Below are 17,663 nucleotides of genomic sequence, written 5' to 3' on the forward strand. Positions count from 1 at the left end.
TCTTCCCCATACGGTGCCGGAGCCGGCAATATCCCCGCCATCCCGACACGTTTATGCCTCAATCCGAAAATGTTCCCGCAGGCGCAGCATGGCCTTGTGGTGCGTGCTGCGCACGGTCTGTGCATCAACCTTCAGGAACGCAGCCACCTCGGCCACATCCATCTCGCGGTCATACAACAGATGCAGGATCAGGGCCTGCCGCTCGGTCAGCAGGCCAGCCGGGATATTGAGCCGCTCGACATGCCGATCCTCGATGGCCGTGGCGCTTTCCGGCACGTCATCCAGCGGTGTGTGCGCCTGGCGCCGACGCCGCAGGTGATCGACAGCGCAGGAACGCGCCACGACGGCAAGCCATGTGCTCATGGAAGAGCGGGCGGGGTCATAGGCGCGCAGCAGACGCCTGTCGTCGGCGCACAGCCGCACGAACACGTCCTGGGCGACATCCACCGCCTCGTCGGCGGACACGCCATGGGCGGCCACGACGCGGCGGGCCACGGCGTGAATCACCGGCGCGGCGGCGGCCACGAAGCGGTCCCAGTCACGCTTGCCGCCGGCCAGGAGCGCCGGCAAATCGATGTCGTCGAACGACGCCACGGGTTCTTAAGCCGCTCCCGACGTTGAATCGTACCGAGGATGCCAACGGAACATCCCCCCTATGTCGCAACATCATGATCTTACACGGCTTTTCTGTGGCAGGGTGCTCCGTCGTAACGTCAACACGAGCCCACAGGAAGTCATTCCCGATGAGCGAGAATTTCAATCGCCGCCAGCAGGTGACCAAGAAAGCGGTCCACGGCCGCGGTGCCGTCGTGGCTCAGAACACGCTGGCGGCCGAGGTTGGCGCCGGAGCGCTGGCGCGCGGCGGCAACGCCATCGATGCCGCGGTGACCACGGCCATGGCGATCGGCGGCCTCGAGCCCTGGATGAGCGGCATCGGCGGCATCGGCTACATGGCGGTGTGGATCGCCAAGGAACGCCGCGCCTACGTGGTGGACTATGGCCCCATCGCCGCCCGCAAGCTCGACCCCAAGACCTACGCCGTGATCGCGGGCCAGGCGCCCAGCGACCTGTTCGGCTGGGCGCCGGTGGTCGAGGACCGCAACATCAAGGGCTACCATTCGATCGCGGTGCCTGGGCAGGTCGACGGCATGGCCACCGCCCTGCAGCGCTTCGGCACCCAGTCGTGGCGCCAGGTGATGGAGCCGGCCGTCGAACTCGCCGAGCGTGGCCTTTCCTGCGACTGGTACGCCACGCTCCTGATCGCCACCGGCGCCGCCTACCTCGCCGAGTACGAGACCTCGCGCGCGACCTATCTGCCCAACGGTTTCCCGCCGGTGGTCGGCTGGGATGGCGCGCCGCCGCGCGTGAAGCTGGGCCGGCTGGCAGAGACCCTGAAACGCCTGCGCGATGCCGGGCCGCGCGACTACTACGAGGGCGAGATCGCCCGCAAGCTGGTCGCCGACCTCAATGCGGGCGGCTCGCCCATCAGCCTGGACGACCTGGCGAACTATCACGCCCGCATCGTCGATCCGGTGACCTTCGAACGCAACGGCGCCACCGTCCACACGGTGCCCTACCTGACGGCGGGTCCGACCATGAAGCGGACGTTCGAGCTGATCGGCGATCGCACGATCGGCAACGGGCCGCCGGATGCCGATGCCTTCGTCGCCGTCGCCGAGGCCCTGCACACCGCCTACGAGGAACGCCTGCGCACGATGGGCGACGCGCACACGCCCTCCTGCACCACGCACTTCAACGTCGTGGACGCCGAGGGCAACATGGTGGCGCTGACCCAGACCCTGCTGTCGCTGTTCGGCTCGCGCGTGATGCTGCCGCAGACCGGCATCATGATGAACAACGGCATCATGTGGTTCGATCCCGAGCCGGGCCGGCCGAACTCGGTGGCGCCGGGCAAGCGGCCGCTGTGCAATATCTGCGCGACCGTGGTGTCCAAGAACGGCGAGGGCTGGTTCACCATCGGCGCGTCGGGCGGCCGCCGCATCGTGCCGGCCATCACCCAGCTGATCATGATGCAGGTCGATCGCGGGCTGGACGTCGAGACCGCCTTCCACCTGCCGCGCATCGACGTGTCGGGCACTGGCCCGATCCGCGTGAACTGGGACCTGCCGCCCGACATCCAACGGGCGATCGCGGCGCGCCATCCGATCGAACAAGTGCCCAACATGGTCTATCCCTTGAACTTCGCCAACCCCAGCTGCATCCGGCGCGACCCGATGACGGGTACCGTGACCGGCATGAGCGAAGTCATGTCGCCCTGGGCCGGCGGCGCGGCGGTATAACCTCGGCGCGACCTGACGCCGGGGAGAGACGGGGGGAGAAGCGATGCAGCGTAGCGAAACGACGCCTGTTCAACGGTTACGGCGCCGCAGACTGCTCGGTGCCGCCGCCCTGGGCGTCGGCTGGGGTTTGCCCGCGCTGGTACGGGCGCAGGCGGCTCCCGCCTTCCGCCTGCCGCTGCTGGTCCCCCTGACCGGCTTCATTGCCCTGGAGGGCAAAAGCCAGCGCGACGGCGCGCTGTTGGCCTTGCGCGACGTCGGCGTCAAATTCGTTGTCGACGTGATCGACACGGGCAGCAGCCCCGAAGGCGCCGCAACCGCCTGGCAACGCGCGTTCCGCGACACCACGGTGCGTGACGGCGTGCGGCCGCCGGTCGCCGCGATGGGCCCGATTCTGGGTACCCAGATGCTGGCGGTGCTGCCGCTGGCGGCCGAGGCAAAAGTACCGGTACTGGCGATCTCGGGCACGTCGCGCCTGTCGGAGATGGGCAATCCCTGGTTCTTCCGCTTCTTCCCCAGCGACGGCACGGTGAAGGTCGCGCACGCCAAGTACATCGCCGAGAAGACCGGTGCCCGGCGGCCGGCGGTGATCTACCAGACCACGGCCTACGGCCAGTCGGGCCGCGAGCAGCTGGCACGGACGCTGGGCGAGCTCGGCATCAAGCCCGTGCTCGAGGAAGGCGTTGCGACGACCGTCAACGACTTCGCGCCCATGATCGCGCGCGCCCAGGCGGCACAGGCCGACGCGCTGGTGCTGCACCTGCATTCGCAGTCGACGGCGCTCGCGGTGCGCCAGGCGCGGACCATGGCACCGTCGCTGCCCATCATCGCCGGCTCGGCGATGGCGCAGCCCGCGACCGCGGCGCTGCTGGAACCGGCCGAACTGAAGGACGTGTGCGCCGAGACGGCGGCGATGCCCAGCGCCGCTACCGACAACGACCGCATGCGCAAGTTCGTCGCTGCCTATCGCCGCGAATACCAGGCGGATCCCGATGCGTTCGCCGTTGCCGAGTACGACGCCGTGCGCATGCTGGGCGTCATGGTCGACGAGATCGTCAAAGCCAAGGGCGTCGATGCCGTGACGGGCGATGCGGTCCGCGCCCGCCTGTCCACGATGCGATGGCCGGGGCTCGCAACCGAGTATTGGTCCGACGGCAAGGGCAACATGGCGCACGAAGCGCTGATCGTCTGCTATGGCGGCACCGACCGCGTCCCTGCCATCAGGTCGAAGTACGTATTGCCGCCGTAGGGCTGCTCGGGCCGCAATGGCAGGCGCCCCTCTGGCGCACAGGCCCTTGGGCAACGACGACACGCGCAGCCGCCTGTTCTTGCAGAAGGCTTTCCGCTTGGGCGTCAGTTAGACGCCCTTTCCTGCTTGCATGTACGCGGACGGGAGGCCAACGTGCGCCGGGCTGACCGACGATGATCGGCAGATCCCGGTGCCGGCCACGACGTGGCGGCCTTCCCGGTGCAATCCGCAAATCGATCGCGATTGCGGATTGTCCGACCGTACTGAACGCGACGCTCACCGACTCCGAATTCCCACTGGAACCGTTTCGTACTCCCGGAGGCTCCATGCTGCCAGCAACCTCCAGGCGCGTCATCGTTCTTGACCTGGTCACCAAGGGACCGGCCCGCAAGGCGTATGCGCGCGCGATCAATGCAGGCCTGGCGAGCGTCATGCCCCAGGTCGTGGCGGCCTGGTGCGAACAGGCGGGCCACCACGTCACCTATATTTGCTACACGGGTGTTGAGGACCTGACGCCGGAGACCATCGGCGACGCTGATGTGTTGTTCATCAACGCGTTTACCCGTTCGGCACTGACGGCCTACGCGGTCGCGAATTTCTTTCGCCAGCGCGGGACGGTGACCGTTCTCGGTGGCCCGCACGCACGCTGCTACCCGGAGGATGCGGTCCGATATTTCGACTATGTGCTCGGTTTCACCGATCGCGACCTCGTTCTCGACGTTGTTACGCAGGGCAGTCGGCATCGCGAAGGACTTGCACTGTCGGCCACGCGGCAGCTCAGTGATTTTCCGACGCTCGCCGAGCGCTGGCGCTTCGTTGATGCCGCACTGTCCAAGGCTGGCATCCTGAAAGTCGTGCCCATGATCGGATCGGTGGGTTGTCCATACACGTGCAGTTTCTGCATCGATTCGACGGTGGACTACCGCCCGTTGTCGCTGGACCGGATCACGGAAGACCTGCGGTTTGCGCTCACCAAGTTCAGGAACCCGCTCATCGGTTGGCATGATCCCAATTTCGGTATCCGCTTCAACGACTACATGGGGGCCATCGAGCGGGCCGTGCCGCGTGGGCGCCGCATGCGTCACGTCGCAGAGACGAGCCTCTCGCTTCTCGGGGAAGGCAACGTCAAGCGCCTGGCACGCAACGGTTTCGTCGGCCTGCTGCCCGGTATCGAGAGCTGGTACGAGCATGGCGCCAAATCGAAGACCGGCACCAGGACGGGCCTCGAGAAGGTCACCCAGGTTGCCGGTCACATCAACATGATCCTGCGCCACGTCCCCTTCGTTCAGACCAATTTCGTCCTTGGCTTGGACAGCGATGAAGGCGACTCGCCGTTCGAGCTGACCAAGCGCTTCATCGATCTCGCACCGGGCGCCTACCCCGCTTTCTCACTCCTGACGGCGTACGGTCGTGCTGCACCGCTCAATCTGGAATTTCAGCGACAGCACCGGGTGCTGCCGTTTCCGTTCCATCTCCTCGACAGCAATCATGCGATGAACGTCCGGCCCAAGAACTACGACTGGGTCGACTTCTATACGCACGCCGTCGATCTGACCGGCTATGCCCTGACCGGACGCCGTGTGTGGCGACGACTGCTCGTCAACCGCGGCATCATTCCACGCTGGTTCGGATTCGTCCGCGCGATATCGTCGGGACGCACGCGTTACCAGGCGCGCATCCGAGATCTGTTGGTTCACGATCGCTCGATGCGGCGTTTCTTCGACGGCGAGACAAGCGAGCTCCCCGCCTATCTCCATGCACGAATCAAACGACAGCTCGGGCCGCTCTGGCGCCATTTGCCGGACGATGCACTGATGCACGATCCCTATGCCTACCTGAAGGCAGAACAGAAAAAGGCAGCCGACGTATCAGCGCGGAGCCTGGCGGTCGCTGAGTAGCGGCAAGCGCGCCAGGACAGGGTCGTGGCGATCGGCACGAAGGAAAACGGCGGCGAGGCGCAGCGCCGCGTGGATCGGCCCGTGGCGATGGCGGAAGAAGAGCCAGTTCGTTCCCAGGCTGCTGCCCAACCGCAGCTTGGGCCCATAGCAGGCCTGTCCGGCCACCAGCGCCCCGATCCCCTGCTCGATGCAGAAGCGGACGTTCGTCATCCAGCTCAGGAAGTACAGGTTGAAGCGCCGACCCTCGACGGCGTCCATGCAAAAGAACTTGTCGACCAGCTGTCGGCCGTCATGCAGCACCAGGTTGAACGCCAGCAGATCCTGACCATGCCAATAGAGAAAGCAGCTGGCCTGCCCGCCTGATCCCGCCAGCACGCCGCTGAAATAGCCGGGCGGCAGCGTCTCGAACCGCAGTTCACTGCGCGACTGCGTGCCGTGGTAGAGCGCCATCACCCGCGGCAGCACGTCGTCGATCTGCGCGCGCCGCTCGATGGTGATCGCGGCGGCCGCCTTGAGTTTTCGCCGCATGTCCTTGCGCGTGGCCGCGCTCAGCGACGCAAGGTAGGCCTCGACCGTCGCATGGACGATGTCCAGGCGTGCCGTGGGCAATCCCGGCAGGCGCGCGAACCCCGCTGCCGCCACCGCCGCCCTCAACGCCGCATTCTTCTCAGGGACGTCCTTGACAGCCACCAGACCGGCACCGTGCACTCGCGACAACTGCCGTAGCGCCCGCAGGATCATTGCCAGCACGACGTCTCGGTCGGCGGCATCGAGACCCGGCGCGAGGCCGACCATGCACGACTCGGCCGCCGGTGATCCCAGGCAGGCCATATGGCACACCAGCAGCGACGGCAGCACACGGCTGACGGCTTCCGTCACGCGCTTCCAATACCCCTGCACGGTGGCATCGAGACGATAGGACGTCACGAACGCCGGCGCGAAACCCACCATGCGTTCGCCGTCGCGCACCACGATCCACAGCAACGCGAAGCCCGGTATGCCCGCGATTTCGACGGCGCGATGATAGTCATAGCCCTCGGTCTCGCCGGGCAGGAAGGCGTTCCACGCGGCGGCGCCGATCGTTTCGATCGAGGTGAGGACGACAGCGATCATGTACCGTGCTCCCGGCCGGCGCCCTCGCTGGCCAGCAGCACGACGCCTGCGCCGATCACCGCAACGCCCAGGCAGCGGATCAGACCGACCGTTTCACCCAGCCAGACGGCCGACGCCGCCAGTACGGTCACATACGCGACCGCGGTCAGCGGAAACGCGCGGCTGACGTCGCTGTCGCGCAGCAGCGTCATCCAGGCCAGGAACGACAGGAAGTAACACAGGAAACCCAGAACAACCGGCGGCGACGACACGGCGGCCACCAGCCACCGGCCGATGCCGCCCACACCCTGCAGATGATCGCTGCCAGCCTTGAGGAACACCTGCGAGGCGGTCTCGAAGACCACCAACAGGATCCAGCCCAGCCATGCATGGATGCCGGTGCGAACAGCGGGCGTCTCGATCATGCTACGCGCCGCGCGGCTGGTCGAAGATCGGACGGCCGGCGATAGGCGGTAGCGGCAAGGAGCGGAAGAAGGCGGCCGTCTGCTGCGCCACCTCCTCGCGCTGCTGGTCGATCGTGATCATGTGATAGCAATCGTCGAGCAGGATCTGCCGCACGGGGCCAGACAGTCGCCTGGCGACATAGTCGGCATTGCGCGGCGATGTCATGTCGTCGTCGCGGGCATGCACGATCAGGGTTGGCGTGGTGATCAGCGGCAGGTCGCGCTTGACGCGCGCGATCAACTGCCGCAGTTCGATCAAGCTGGCGCCGGGCGTGGCGGAAAATCCGGCAGCGGCGCTGTCGCCGCGCGACATGCGCGTGACGATGATGTCGCGCAGGCGCGCATCCTTGATGCCGAACGGGTATGCTTCCACGAAACGATAGCGGCGCGCGAACGGCGATTTGAGGATCAGCGGCAACAGGAAGCGCAAGCGCGGGATGCTCCAGCCGTCGTAGAACAATGTCGTGGAGTAGAGCGCCGTGCCGGACACCAGATGGCGGCACTTGAGCGCCAGGCGCAGCGACAGCAGGGCGCCCATCGACAATCCGCCGACGAACACACGCCGTGCGCTGGCGTGCAGCCGCACCAGGGCCTCCTCGACGCCGTCGTACCAGTCGCGCCATCCGGTGCGAACCAGTTCGGCCTCGCTGCGGCAATGGCCACGCAAGCGCGGCACCCACACGGTGAACCCGTCGGCGTTGAGCCGCCGCGCCACGAAGCGCATCTCGGTCGGCGTTCCCGTCAGGCCATGGATCAGCAGTACCGCATCGGGGCCGCCCCTGAGGTAGATGCCCTCGCCGGCGGCGCTCAACCTGATCGTCACGAAACGCCTCCGAAGGATACGACGGCGACACCCAGCGTGATCAGGACGGTTCCGAGCCATCGCCGTGGTGTCACCCGCTCGCCCAGCACCAGCCAGCCGGCCAGCGCGACGCCGCAGTAGCTGAGACTGGCCAGCGGAAAGAGCAGGCTGAGCGGCGCGTGCTGCAGCGCCGCCAACCACAGCACAGCCTCCAAGGCATAGGCCAGCACGCCGACGGCGATCGCCGGCGACAAGGCGATGGCCAAAAAGAACGGCAGGCCCTGCGGTGCCGGCACCGGCAGGCGCAGGAGACCGACTTTGAACAGGAGCTGGCCGACTACATCGAGCACGACAGTGGCCAGGAACAGGCCAATCGCCAGGCCGCTCATGCCGCAACCGCCGACAGCAACGCCAACAGCGCCGCGTTGGTACGCGCGTTCACGGCGATCTCGCGCGAGCCCGCGTCGCGCGGCTGGTCGGTCCATGACTCGAAGCGCTTGCGCAGGTTGCGATGGCGGATCGGCGCGTACTCGCCGCACACATCGACGCCCAGCACCCGCCGCCGGTCGACCAGCGCCTCGATCGCCAGCATGAGGGCCGACAAGGGCATCGCGCCCTGATCCCAGTTGGTCGTCGCGTCCTGCTGGCAGAGCACGTCCTTGTCGATGGTGATCCAGATCGACTCGGTCGGAATGCGCGTGCACAGCTCGGCAACGAAGGCGCTCCAATCCTCGCCGACACAGCGCCACGCAATGCGGCCGCCGGCAACGCGATGCCCCGGGCCATCATCGAAGGTGCCGATGATGCGCGATGGCGCGTGCCGCCATGGATAGAGTTCCAGCCGACCGCGGCGCAGCGCCGCCAGGTTGGCGCCCTTGAACTGCGGCCAATCGAGATCGTCGCTGCACGGGCCGATGGTCACGATCCGCACGACATGCGGCAGTTCCAGGGCCCGGTTCACCCACGACCCGCAGTGCCAGCGCGGCGCGAAGCGCACCCAGTCCGGGTGATTGTCGAAGTGCACCACGGTGAACGGCCGCGCCGCCGTCGCCATCAGCGGTACGGTCAGGTGATGGAAATCACCCGACCCGATGAATGTAACGGCAGAGCCGCGGCCGCCATCACACAAGGCATCGCGAACCCGGTGCTCGAAACCCAGCATCGCCGACTCGTCGGTCCATAGCCGCAGCCGCGGCCCCAGATCGCCGGCCGCGATCCAGCCGCCGTCACGGCGGGCGGCATCGACCACGGCCGGCTGGACGGCAAGGCTGCCATCGAGATCGATCGCCTGTACGCGCATCGCCGATCAGCGACGCAACGCGCGGGCCACGACCTGATCGAGCAGCGCGATGGCAAGATCGATCTCCTCGCGCGTGATCTCCAGGCTCGGCGCCAGCGTCACCACGTTCTTGTAGTAACCGCCGATATCGAGAACCAGGCCATAGCGGCGATCGCCGACCTGCAGGTCGCCCTTCATGCCCTCGTCCACCATCCGGTCGACCAGTGCCTTGTCTGGTGTGAACCCGTCGGCGCCGCACATCTCCATGCGCAGCGCGAGGCCCATGCCATCGACGTCGCCGATCTCGGGGTACTTACGCTTCAGCTCGCGCAGCCCGGCCAGGAAGTAAGCGCCCTTGGCGAAGGTCAGCGTTTCATAGTCCTTCTCGTCGCACAGGCGCAGCGTCTCCAGCCCCACTGCCGTGCCCATCGGATTGGCATTGAACGTCGAGTGGGTCGAGCCGACCGGGAACGTTGCCGGGTCGATCAGTGCCTCGCGCGCCCACAGGCCGGACAGCGGGTTGAGGCCGTTGGTCAACGCCTTGCCGAAGACGATGATGTCGGGCTTGACGTTGAAATTCTCGATCGCCCACAGCCTGCCGGCGCGGTAGAAGCCCATCTGGATCTCGTCGTCGACCAGCAGGATCTTGCGCGCCTCCAGCACCGCCTTCAGCTTCTCGAAGTAACCCGGCGGCGGCACGACATAGCCGCCGGTGCCCTGGATCGGTTCGATATAGAAGGCGGCGTATTCGGCCTGGCCGACCTTGGGATCCCACACGCCGTAATATTCCGAATCGAACAGGCGGGTGAACTGATCGACGCAGTAGAGACCGCAATCCTGGCGCTGCTTGCCGTAGGGGCAGCGGAAGCAATAGGGAAACGGCACGAACTGCGCCCGATCACCGAAGTGGCCGTAGCGGCGACGATAACGATAGGACGACGTGATCGACGAGGCGCCGAGCGTACGGCCATGATAGCCACCCTCGAAGGCGAACATCAGGCTCTTGCCGCCCGACGCGTTGCGCACGATCTTCAAGGAGTCCTCGACCGCCTGCGCGCCGCCGACGTTGAAGTGGACGCGGCCTTTGAGGCCGAAGCGATCCTGCACGCCGACCGCGATCGTCCTGGCCAGTTCGATCTTCTCGCGATGCAGATACTGAGACGCCACCTGCGGCAGCACGTCGAGCTGCCGGCGCACGGCCTCGTTCAAGCGCTCGTTGCGGTAGCCGAAGTTGACCGCCGAATACCACATCTGCAGATCGAGATAAGTGCGGCCGGCGGCATCGTACATGAACGATCCGTGGCAACGCTCGAAGAGCTTCGGCGGATCGACATAGTGCACGGTATCGCCATGCGAGCACCACAGGGCCTCGTCCGCCAGCAACGCGGCCTCATCGTCGATCGGTTGCGACCGAGGCGCGACAGCACTCTCGTCGCCCGCCAGGAACTGGCGCAGCGGCGCTACGTCATTCATCAAACTCTCCACGCGTTGAAATTCTGTCGTCAGGCCACTTCGGCGAGGCGGCCGGTCAGTTTGGCGAAGGCGAGGCGCGCGGCCGTGAAGTCGGGAACGTCGACCGCCGGCCACCCCTGCTCGCGGGCCTTCGCGAGCAATGCGCCACGCGCGAACACAAGGTCGGCCGCCTCGCCCAGGCAGAAGTCGGAGCGGCCATCACCGATCAGCAGCGTGCGGTGACGGCCGGCGGCCAGGCGCGCGGCCTGATTGCATTTGCACACCCCGCTGCGCGCCTTGCAGGTCGCGGCGACAGCATACGGCACCGCCATGGTGTAGGTTCCATCACCGCCGGGCACCAGCTGGTTGGCGATCACCACAAGGCCGTCGATACCGTGGCGCGCCAGGATCCGTTGGATGACGTAGTCGAGGCCGTCGCTCACGACCGCAATGGGCATGCCGGCACGCCGGCAATCGTCGACGAAAGCGGGAAACTGCGGGTCGATATCGATCGTGTCGAGAAAGGCGTCGAGATCCGCCGATGTCGCCCGGATCATCGCCACCTGCAGGCGCATGCACCGCAGGGCGCTGATCCGACCGTGCTTCCATGCTTCCTCTACGAACTGCCACGCCGGATCCGCGAACTGATCCAGCACGCGGTCGGTGACATCGAACGGCACGATCGTGCCGTCGAAATCACAAACGATCGTCCACATCCAGGACTCTCCTTGCTGCGCCGGACATGGCGCCACACCGACACGGCGCATACGCCGCGCGTGTGATCCGACCCTGACGATGGGATGACTCCGACCTGACGATCACGAGCAACACCCGCGTCACCATCGAACACGGGTGCGAGCATCTGCTCGCAAGATTACGTCAACATGATCGGCATTTGTTCACGATGACTCCCCTCTCCGCCCACGAAGTGGGGGGAGAGGGAGGGGCCCACGCGCAGCGTGGGAGGGTGAGGTGGGTGGTCGGAACACATGCGATGTTTCCAACGAGACCATGTGCGTCTTCAACACCCACCTCACCCTCCCATCGCTGACGCGATGGGCCCCTCCCTCTCCCCCCACTTCGTGGGCGGAGAGGGGGGCGTCGACCTCATGCGTTCATCAATGTGCCCAGCAGGCTCTTGCGTTCATCGGGCTCGAACGACAGCGGCCGACAGACCTCCATCGCGCGCATGCCGAAGCGCAATGCGCGCAAACCGACGATCGACCCTTCCGCGACCTTGCCCGCGATCTTGTCGGCGAAACCGCCGCCCAACGCCTCTGCCAGCATGTCGCCCGCCGGATCGGCGGCCATCGCCGTGGCAGTACTGATCACGGCCGCGCGCGCCAGGCGCGTGGTGGCAAGGCCGCTGGGGCGCAAGCCGTAGATCTCCGCCACGCGGCGAACCATCGCCACACTGCGCCAGGCGACGATGACGGCATCCAGCGCCGGGTGCGGACTCGCCGCGGCAGCGCCCAGCGTCACCAGCATCTCGCGGCGTATGGCACGGCGCGCCTCCTGGTCGAGCGGCGCCAGCACGACGGCGCGGAATTGCCGCACGATGGCGTCGCTGTCGCTTTGACCATCGATGCGGTGATGAAACTGCTGCACGAGTTCCGGACGGCGCGACGCCACCATGGTGAGCACCGGCGTCAGGGCCGACATGAGCTCGCCGGGCGCATCGCGGCGCAAGGCCGCCTCCAGCTTCGCACGCAGGCGCGTCGCATCCTGCAGGCGGCGCAGCGCGCGGAACTCATGCAGCAGGGCTGCCGTGAGCGCGCCCAGAAATCCCAGCGACAATGCGCCCAGGGCTGCGCCGCCGATCCAGTCGCGCTGCCAGATGTCGACGAGACCGTCCACCAGGCTGTAGACGGAAAATCCCGCGACCATCGCAGCCAGCGACCAGGCAGCCACGCCCCAGTACGACGTGCGCGCCGGCGCGGCCACCACCACCTCGGCCGTGTCCACCGGTTCGATCGGCGCATCGACCCGTCCGGGAACCACGCTCGTCCGACTTGATGCCGGTGCGTCTTCGATCGGGACGATCAGATCGGGTGCTACCGGCCCGGGTGCGTCCGTCACGACACGAGGGGTGTTCATGCGAGATAGTCCCCGAGCAGATAGTTGAGCGCGTCGGGCAAGCCGATGTTCGGAAAGCCACCGTACCGCCATCCAGGATCGGGGCGTGGCTGGAAATCCCAGAAGCGATACCTGAAGGCGTTCCAGGGCGGCGGATAGTCGAGCGGCACCGCGCCGGGATCGAAGGCAGCCGTGGCATCATCGGCGCGGGCCTCGCCCTGCAGCACCTCGCGGCCGGTGTCGCGGCGAACCACATCGGTGGTACAGCGCACGGCGGCCAGCACGCCCACCGATATGCCCGCGGCCGCCTTGATGCGGTTGCTTTCGTCGAGCACGTTCAGCATGCGTCGGGTCAGGTTCTCCAGATGGAGCCGATCGCCGCGCACCACATGGTCGGCCTTGGTGGCGGCGAACAGCACCCGGTCGATCTTGTGCCCGGTCAGCCAGCGCATCGGCCCGGCCTTGCCATGATCGAAGTTTTGCAGGATCGCCGCCAGCGCCACGCTCATGTCGTCGAACACCTCGGCGCCGTCATTGAGCGCGGTCAGCACATCGACCAGCACGATCTGGCGGTCGATCCCCGCCAGGTGCTGCCGATAGAACGCGCGGATGACGTTGTCCTGGTAGTCGCGAAATTTCCCGGCAAATGCCGCCTGCAGACTGCCGGAGGCCGGCGCCGTCGCGAGCTGGGGCAGCGGGCAGAAGCGGAGCACCGGAGCGCCCCGCAACTCGGCTGGCGTCAGAAGCCGTCCCGGCTGCAGGAAACGGAGCCCCTTGTCCGCACACCGTTGCAGATAATCGGCATAAAGCGCCGCCGCGCGCCCCGCCCACTCCTCATCGTGCGGCTGGTCGGGGCGCCGGTCCGATACAAAAGCCAGCCAGTCGCGCGCCAGGTCACCGCGCGATCCCGCCTGTGCCTGGCGGATCATGGCCGCCGACCATGCCTCGAAACTCTGCTCGAGCATGGGCAGGTCGACCAGCCATTCGCCGGGGTAGTCGACGATATCGAGCTGCAGGGTCGCGTCGGTGAGACCGAGCCAGCGGGCGACCGTGCCGACGACCCCGCTGCCGCGCCGGTAGTTGATATCAAGGCGCAGGCGCGAGATGCCGTCCGTCGGCGTCGGCCACTCGGGCTTCTGCCCTGTCAGTGCATCAATCGCCTGGGTGTAGGGGAACTGCGGCACCGTGGCATGGATGTCGTTGCGCAGCACTGCGGCCACCAATCGGCCCTCGTCGAAGAGCTCAAAATTGCGCAACGGGCTGCGTGCGGCCACTGCATCCGCACGCAACAAGTTATGGACCAGCGACGTGATGAAAACGGTCTTGCCCGCCCGGCGTAAGCCAGTCACCCCCAGGTGCACGCGCGTGGCGAGGAGGTCGTCCACTTTCTTGAGAAGAAAATCGTCCACGCGCCGTCCTCATCCTGCGAGCCGCCACCGGCCATAGTCGAGGCTGCATCCGCGGAATGCCAGCCCATAGGCCATTCCGGCTTCTGTCGCGCGCAAACCGGGCACTTCAATGACATCTTAATTTTAGGATTAAATGAATCTAAAAGTTCATTTTATTTCAATGAATTATCTATAATACTTAAATTCAAATATGCACTTGCTGTCCCACCCTCGTTGCGGCACGCGACTTGCTACCATCCGCGCCGGACGGTAGATAACGTGCGCCGATCCGGGGGAAGACGGCGGGGAACAGCGTGATGGCGTCGAAAGCAAAGACAAAAGGCAAAGCAGGTTCGGTGAAAAAACCGGCCCCTGGCAAGCCAACCGCCAAGCCGGCGCGCACCACGGGCCCGGCGGCAGCCAAGCGTTCGGCACCGCAAGCCAGCGCCAAGAGCGGCACCAACACAGCCGCGCGCGAAACTGCCCGATTACTGCTGGACATCAAGGCGGTTCACTGCCGGCCCGAGAACCCTTTCATTTTCACATCAGGCCGCGCCAGCCCCGTCTACATCGACTGCCGCAAGATCATCTCCTTCCCCGAGGCGCGCGCCCGCATCATGGCGCATGCCCACAAGGCAATCGGCGATGCGATCGGCTGGTCGAAGATCGATGTCGTCGCCGGCGGCGAGACGGCCGGCATTCCCTTCGCCGCTTTCATTGCCGCCACCGCCAAGAAGCCGATGATCTACGTGCGCAAGCAACCCAAGGGCTTCGGCCGCATGGCGCAGATCGAAGGTGAACTGAAAGCCGGTGAGCGCGTGCTGCTGGTCGAAGACCTGGCGACCGACGGCGGCAGCAAGGTGATGTTCATCGACGCTCTGCGCAAGGCCGATGCCAAGGTCACCGACACGTTCGTCATCTTCCATTACGGGATCTTTCAGCAAAGCGTCGATATCCTGGCTGCCATGGGCGTCAAGCTGCATGCGCTCGCCACCTGGTGGGACGTCCTCGATGCCGCCGAGCGCTACAAGCTGTTCGATGAAAAAGGTCTGTCCGAGACCCGGGCCTTCCTGACCGAGCCCGACCGCTGGTCGGCGGCGCATGGCGGCCGCAACCCCGTGCACGGCACGGTCAGGCCGCCGATGACGGCCAACGGCGAGCGGTAGAACGTCCTTCGTCTTCCGTCGCAGCGACGCTGCGGAAGAGCCCTGCCCCTGACGTTTCCGTGTTTTGGCACCAGCAATTCCGGCGCTACGATGCACAATCCTGATCGCGCCGGGGAGCTCGTGTGACCGTCATCTTCCGAATCGCCGCCATCCTGGCGCTGGGTGTCGCCGCCCTGGCACGGCCCGCTGCCGCCAAGGACGAACTCGTCATCGGCATGACGCAGTACCCATCGTCGTTCAATCCCAACATCGGCGCGATGCTGGCCAAGACTCTGGTCGGTGGCATGACCCACCGGCCGATCACGGCCTGGGATCCGGACTGGAAACTGGTCTGCCTCCAGTGCACGGAAATGCCCACCATCGAGAACGGCGGCGCCAAGGTCGAGGAGTACGAACCGGGCAAGAAGGGGATCGCCGTCACCTACACCTTGCGGCCCGACCTCAAATGGGGCGACGGCACGCCGGTCACGACCAAGGATGTCGCCTTCACGATGGAGGTCGGCAAGCACCCGCAGTCGGGCATCGCGGCGGCCGAGGGCTATCGCCGTATCCGCAAGCTCGACATCAAGGACGACCGCACCTTCACCTTCCACCACGATCGCGTGACGTTCGACTACAACGCCACCGGCGACTTCCGGCTCCTGCCGGCGCACATCGAGCGGCCCGTGTTCGAGGCCAACCCGGCCGAGTATCGCAACAAGTCCAAGTTCGAGACCGACACAACGAATCCGGCGCTGTGGCTGGGCCCGTACCGCATCACCAAGACCGTGCCCGGCGCGTCGGTGGAGTTGGAGCGCAACCCGGCCTGGAGCGGCAAGGCCCCCCACTTCAAGCGCATCGTGTTTCGCATCATCGAGAACACGGCAGCGCTGGAAGCCAACGTGCTGTCGGGCTCGATCGACTATGTGATCGGCGAACTGGGGCTGACGATCGATCAGGCCCTGTCTTTCGAGAAGCGCCACAAGGACCGCTTCAACGTCGTCTACAAACCCGGCCTGGTCTACGAGCACATCGACATCCGGATGGACAATCCCATCCTGGCCGACCGGCGGGTGCGCCTGGCCCTGATGCAGAGCATCGACCGCGACGCGATCTCGACCCGGCTGTTCGAGGGCAAGCAGCCGGTGGCGCACAGCAACGTCAACCCGCTCGACCCGATGTACAGCCCAGGTGCCCGACACTACGCATACGATGCCGCGGCCGCGCGCAAGCTGCTCGACGAAGCCGGCTTCTCCGACATCCGCGGCGGCATCCGGCACAACGCCAAAGGCGAGAAGCTGTCGTTTGAGCTCGCCACGACGGCGGGCAACCGCAGCCGCGAGCAGATCCAGCAGGTGCTGCAGAGCCAGTGGAAGCAGATCGGCGTTGACGTCCGTCTCAAGGTGGAGCCGCCGCGGGTGTTCTTTGGCGAAACCGTGCAAAAGCGCGGCTACAGCGGCATGGCGATGTATGCCTGGGTTTCCACGCCGCAGAGCGTGCCGCGCACGACCCTGCATTCCCAGGAGATTCCCAGCGAAGCCAACGGCTGGAGCGGCCAGAACAGTGGCGGCTACAAGAGCACCGACATGGACCGCACGATCGATGCCATGGAGGTCGAGCTCGACGTCGACAAGCGCAAGGCGCTGTTCGGCGAGATGCAGCGCATCTACACCGAGGACCTGCCCGTGATCCCGCTCTACTTCCGCTCGGATGTCTTCGTGCTGCCCAAGGCCCTGAAGGGCGTCAGACCCACGGGCCACCAGTACGTATCGACCCTGTGGGTCGAGGACTGGCGCTGGGAGTGAAACCCTCTCCGCCCGTGCCGCGGAGCCGCGGGAGGGTCCCGGCAGTACTGCCGGCGAGCATTCCCGCGTGATATAGACGACGCATTGTCCCCGTACCTGTTCCGGCGTTCGACATGTCCATCGACCCCATCACCCTGACCGGCCGCCACGTCCGCCTCGCGCCTCTGGAAGAGAGGCATCGCGAGGCCCTGCGGCCGGTGGCGCAGGATTCGCGGATATGGACGTTCACGGCCTCGGCACTGGGGCCGGCGTTCGATCCCTGGTTCGACAACGCGCTGCGCCAGGCCGGCGGCGGCCACGAACGGCCGTTCATCGTGCACCTGCTGCGAGACGACAGCGTCGTGGGCAGCACGCGCTACCTGGGCATCGAGGCGCGCCACAAGCGGCTGGAGATCGGCAGCACCTGGTATGCACACGCGGTGTGGGCCAGCGCCGTCAACCCCGAATGCAAGCTGCTGCTGATGCGCCACGTCTTCGAGACGCTGAAGTGGCATCGCGTCGAGTACAAGACCGACGCCCGCAACCAGCGCAGCCGCGACGCCATCGCCCGACTGGGTGCCGTCCAGGAAGGCATCTTCCGCCGCCACATGATCATGGCCGACGGCTATGTGCGCGATTCGGTCTATTTCAGCATCGTCGACACGGACTGGCCCACCGTGAAAGCCGGGTTGGAGAAGCGACTCGCGCGCGGGTGATTTCAATCCGACAGAGGACCA

16 protein-coding genes are annotated in these 17,663 nt (G+C 66.2%); 6 read left to right on the top strand and 10 right to left on the bottom strand.

Annotated elements, in window-relative coordinates; genetic code table 11:
* Positions 1-51 precede the first annotated feature (51 nt).
* Entirely contained in the window at positions 52-594 is a 543-nt protein-coding gene (locus tag FQU96_RS24265) for an RNA polymerase sigma factor (protein WP_146543944.1), read from the bottom strand.
* Positions 595-743: 149 nt separating this feature from the next.
* Between FQU96_RS24265 and FQU96_RS24270 the strand changes: the two genes are divergently transcribed.
* From FQU96_RS24270 to FQU96_RS24280, 3 genes are all read left to right on the top strand, one after another.
* On the top strand, positions 744-2,300 hold the full coding sequence (locus tag FQU96_RS24270) for a gamma-glutamyltransferase family protein (RefSeq protein WP_178130681.1): 1,557 nt from the start codon (positions 744-746) through the stop codon (positions 2,298-2,300).
* Between the two features lie 43 nt (positions 2,301-2,343).
* On the top strand, positions 2,344-3,546 hold the full coding sequence (locus FQU96_RS24275) for an ABC transporter substrate-binding protein (RefSeq protein ID WP_146543946.1): 1,203 nt from the start codon (positions 2,344-2,346) through the stop codon (positions 3,544-3,546).
* Positions 3,547-3,719: 173 nt separating this feature from the next.
* A complete protein-coding gene (locus tag FQU96_RS24280) occupies positions 3,720-5,444 on the top strand; it encodes a radical SAM protein (protein ID WP_218574846.1) in 1,725 nt (574 codons plus the stop codon).
* Here FQU96_RS24280 and FQU96_RS24285 read toward each other — a convergent pair.
* The 9 genes from FQU96_RS24285 to FQU96_RS24325 form a co-directional block, all read right to left on the bottom strand.
* On the bottom strand, positions 5,415-6,557 hold the full coding sequence (locus FQU96_RS24285; protein ID WP_146543947.1) for a GNAT family N-acetyltransferase: 1,143 nt from the start codon (positions 6,555-6,557) through the stop codon (positions 5,415-5,417). The genes FQU96_RS24280 and FQU96_RS24285 overlap by 30 nt on opposite strands.
* Positions 6,554-6,961, bottom strand: a complete 408-nt coding sequence (locus FQU96_RS24290; RefSeq protein ID WP_146543948.1) for an EamA family transporter — start codon at positions 6,959-6,961, stop codon at positions 6,554-6,556. The genes FQU96_RS24285 and FQU96_RS24290 overlap by 4 nt, the downstream gene beginning before the upstream one ends.
* A gap of 1 nt (position 6,962) precedes the next feature.
* Positions 6,963-7,823: a carboxylesterase gene (locus FQU96_RS24295; RefSeq protein ID WP_218574847.1), complete on the bottom strand. Its 861-nt coding sequence runs from the start codon at positions 7,821-7,823 to the stop codon at positions 6,963-6,965.
* A complete protein-coding gene (locus tag FQU96_RS24300; protein WP_146543950.1) occupies positions 7,820-8,191 on the bottom strand; it encodes an EamA family transporter in 372 nt (123 codons plus the stop codon). The genes FQU96_RS24295 and FQU96_RS24300 overlap by 4 nt, the downstream gene beginning before the upstream one ends.
* A complete protein-coding gene (locus FQU96_RS24305; RefSeq protein ID WP_146543951.1) occupies positions 8,188-9,102 on the bottom strand; it encodes an arginase in 915 nt (304 codons plus the stop codon). The genes FQU96_RS24300 and FQU96_RS24305 overlap by 4 nt, the downstream gene beginning before the upstream one ends.
* Positions 9,103-9,108: 6 nt before the next feature.
* On the bottom strand, positions 9,109-10,554 hold the full coding sequence (locus FQU96_RS24310; protein ID WP_146543952.1) for an aspartate aminotransferase family protein: 1,446 nt from the start codon (positions 10,552-10,554) through the stop codon (positions 9,109-9,111).
* A gap of 29 nt (positions 10,555-10,583) precedes the next feature.
* Positions 10,584-11,249, bottom strand: a complete 666-nt coding sequence (locus FQU96_RS24315) for an MtnX-like HAD-IB family phosphatase (protein ID WP_178130682.1) — start codon at positions 11,247-11,249, stop codon at positions 10,584-10,586.
* Between the two features lie 391 nt (positions 11,250-11,640).
* Positions 11,641-12,630, bottom strand: coding sequence for a DUF697 domain-containing protein (locus FQU96_RS24320; protein WP_178130683.1), 990 nt, complete (start codon positions 12,628-12,630; stop codon positions 11,641-11,643).
* Complete coding sequence (locus FQU96_RS24325) at positions 12,627-14,018, bottom strand: YcjX family protein (protein ID WP_146543955.1); 1,392 nt, start codon at positions 14,016-14,018, stop codon at positions 12,627-12,629. The genes FQU96_RS24320 and FQU96_RS24325 overlap by 4 nt, the downstream gene beginning before the upstream one ends.
* Positions 14,019-14,353: 335 nt before the next feature.
* On the opposite strand from FQU96_RS24325, the gene FQU96_RS24330 reads away from it, so the two are divergent.
* From FQU96_RS24330 to FQU96_RS24340, 3 genes are all read left to right on the top strand, one after another.
* Positions 14,354-15,163, top strand: coding sequence for an orotate phosphoribosyltransferase (locus FQU96_RS24330; protein ID WP_255468490.1), 810 nt, complete (start codon positions 14,354-14,356; stop codon positions 15,161-15,163).
* Positions 15,164-15,285: 122 nt separating this feature from the next.
* Positions 15,286-16,947 (top strand): peptide ABC transporter substrate-binding protein, encoded by a 1,662-nt coding sequence (locus FQU96_RS24335; protein WP_218574848.1) that lies wholly within the window; start codon positions 15,286-15,288, stop codon positions 16,945-16,947.
* Positions 16,948-17,060: 113 nt separating this feature from the next.
* Complete coding sequence (locus FQU96_RS24340; RefSeq protein ID WP_146543957.1) at positions 17,061-17,642, top strand: GNAT family N-acetyltransferase; 582 nt, start codon at positions 17,061-17,063, stop codon at positions 17,640-17,642.
* The last annotated feature ends 21 nt before the right edge of the window (positions 17,643-17,663 follow it).

Source organism: Reyranella sp. CPCC 100927 (genome assembly GCF_007859315.1).
Lineage (GTDB): Bacteria > Pseudomonadota > Alphaproteobacteria > Reyranellales > Reyranellaceae > Vineibacter.

Bases quoted from the DNA above. Each gene is read 5' to 3' on its own strand.
- FQU96_RS24270 (WP_178130681.1), top strand. From the start codon at position 744: ATGAGCGAGAATTTCAATCGCCGCCAGCAGGTGACCAAGAAAGCGGTC.
- FQU96_RS24275 (WP_146543946.1), top strand. From the start codon at position 2,344: ATGCAGCGTAGCGAAACGACGCCTGTTCAACGGTTACGGCGCCGCAGA.
- FQU96_RS24280 (WP_218574846.1), top strand. From the start codon at position 3,720: ATGATCGGCAGATCCCGGTGCCGGCCACGACGTGGCGGCCTTCCCGGT.
- FQU96_RS24285 (WP_146543947.1), bottom strand. From the start codon at position 6,557: ATGATCGCTGTCGTCCTCACCTCGATCGAAACGATCGGCGCCGCCGCG.
- FQU96_RS24290 (WP_146543948.1), bottom strand. From the start codon at position 6,961: ATGATCGAGACGCCCGCTGTTCGCACCGGCATCCATGCATGGCTGGGC.
- FQU96_RS24300 (WP_146543950.1), bottom strand. From the start codon at position 8,191: ATGAGCGGCCTGGCGATTGGCCTGTTCCTGGCCACTGTCGTGCTCGAT.
- FQU96_RS24305 (WP_146543951.1), bottom strand. From the start codon at position 9,102: ATGCGCGTACAGGCGATCGATCTCGATGGCAGCCTTGCCGTCCAGCCG.
- FQU96_RS24310 (WP_146543952.1), bottom strand. From the start codon at position 10,554: ATGAATGACGTAGCGCCGCTGCGCCAGTTCCTGGCGGGCGACGAGAGT.
- FQU96_RS24315 (WP_178130682.1), bottom strand. From the start codon at position 11,249: ATGTGGACGATCGTTTGTGATTTCGACGGCACGATCGTGCCGTTCGAT.
- FQU96_RS24320 (WP_178130683.1), bottom strand. From the start codon at position 12,630: ATGAACACCCCTCGTGTCGTGACGGACGCACCCGGGCCGGTAGCACCC.
- FQU96_RS24340 (WP_146543957.1), top strand. From the start codon at position 17,061: ATGTCCATCGACCCCATCACCCTGACCGGCCGCCACGTCCGCCTCGCG.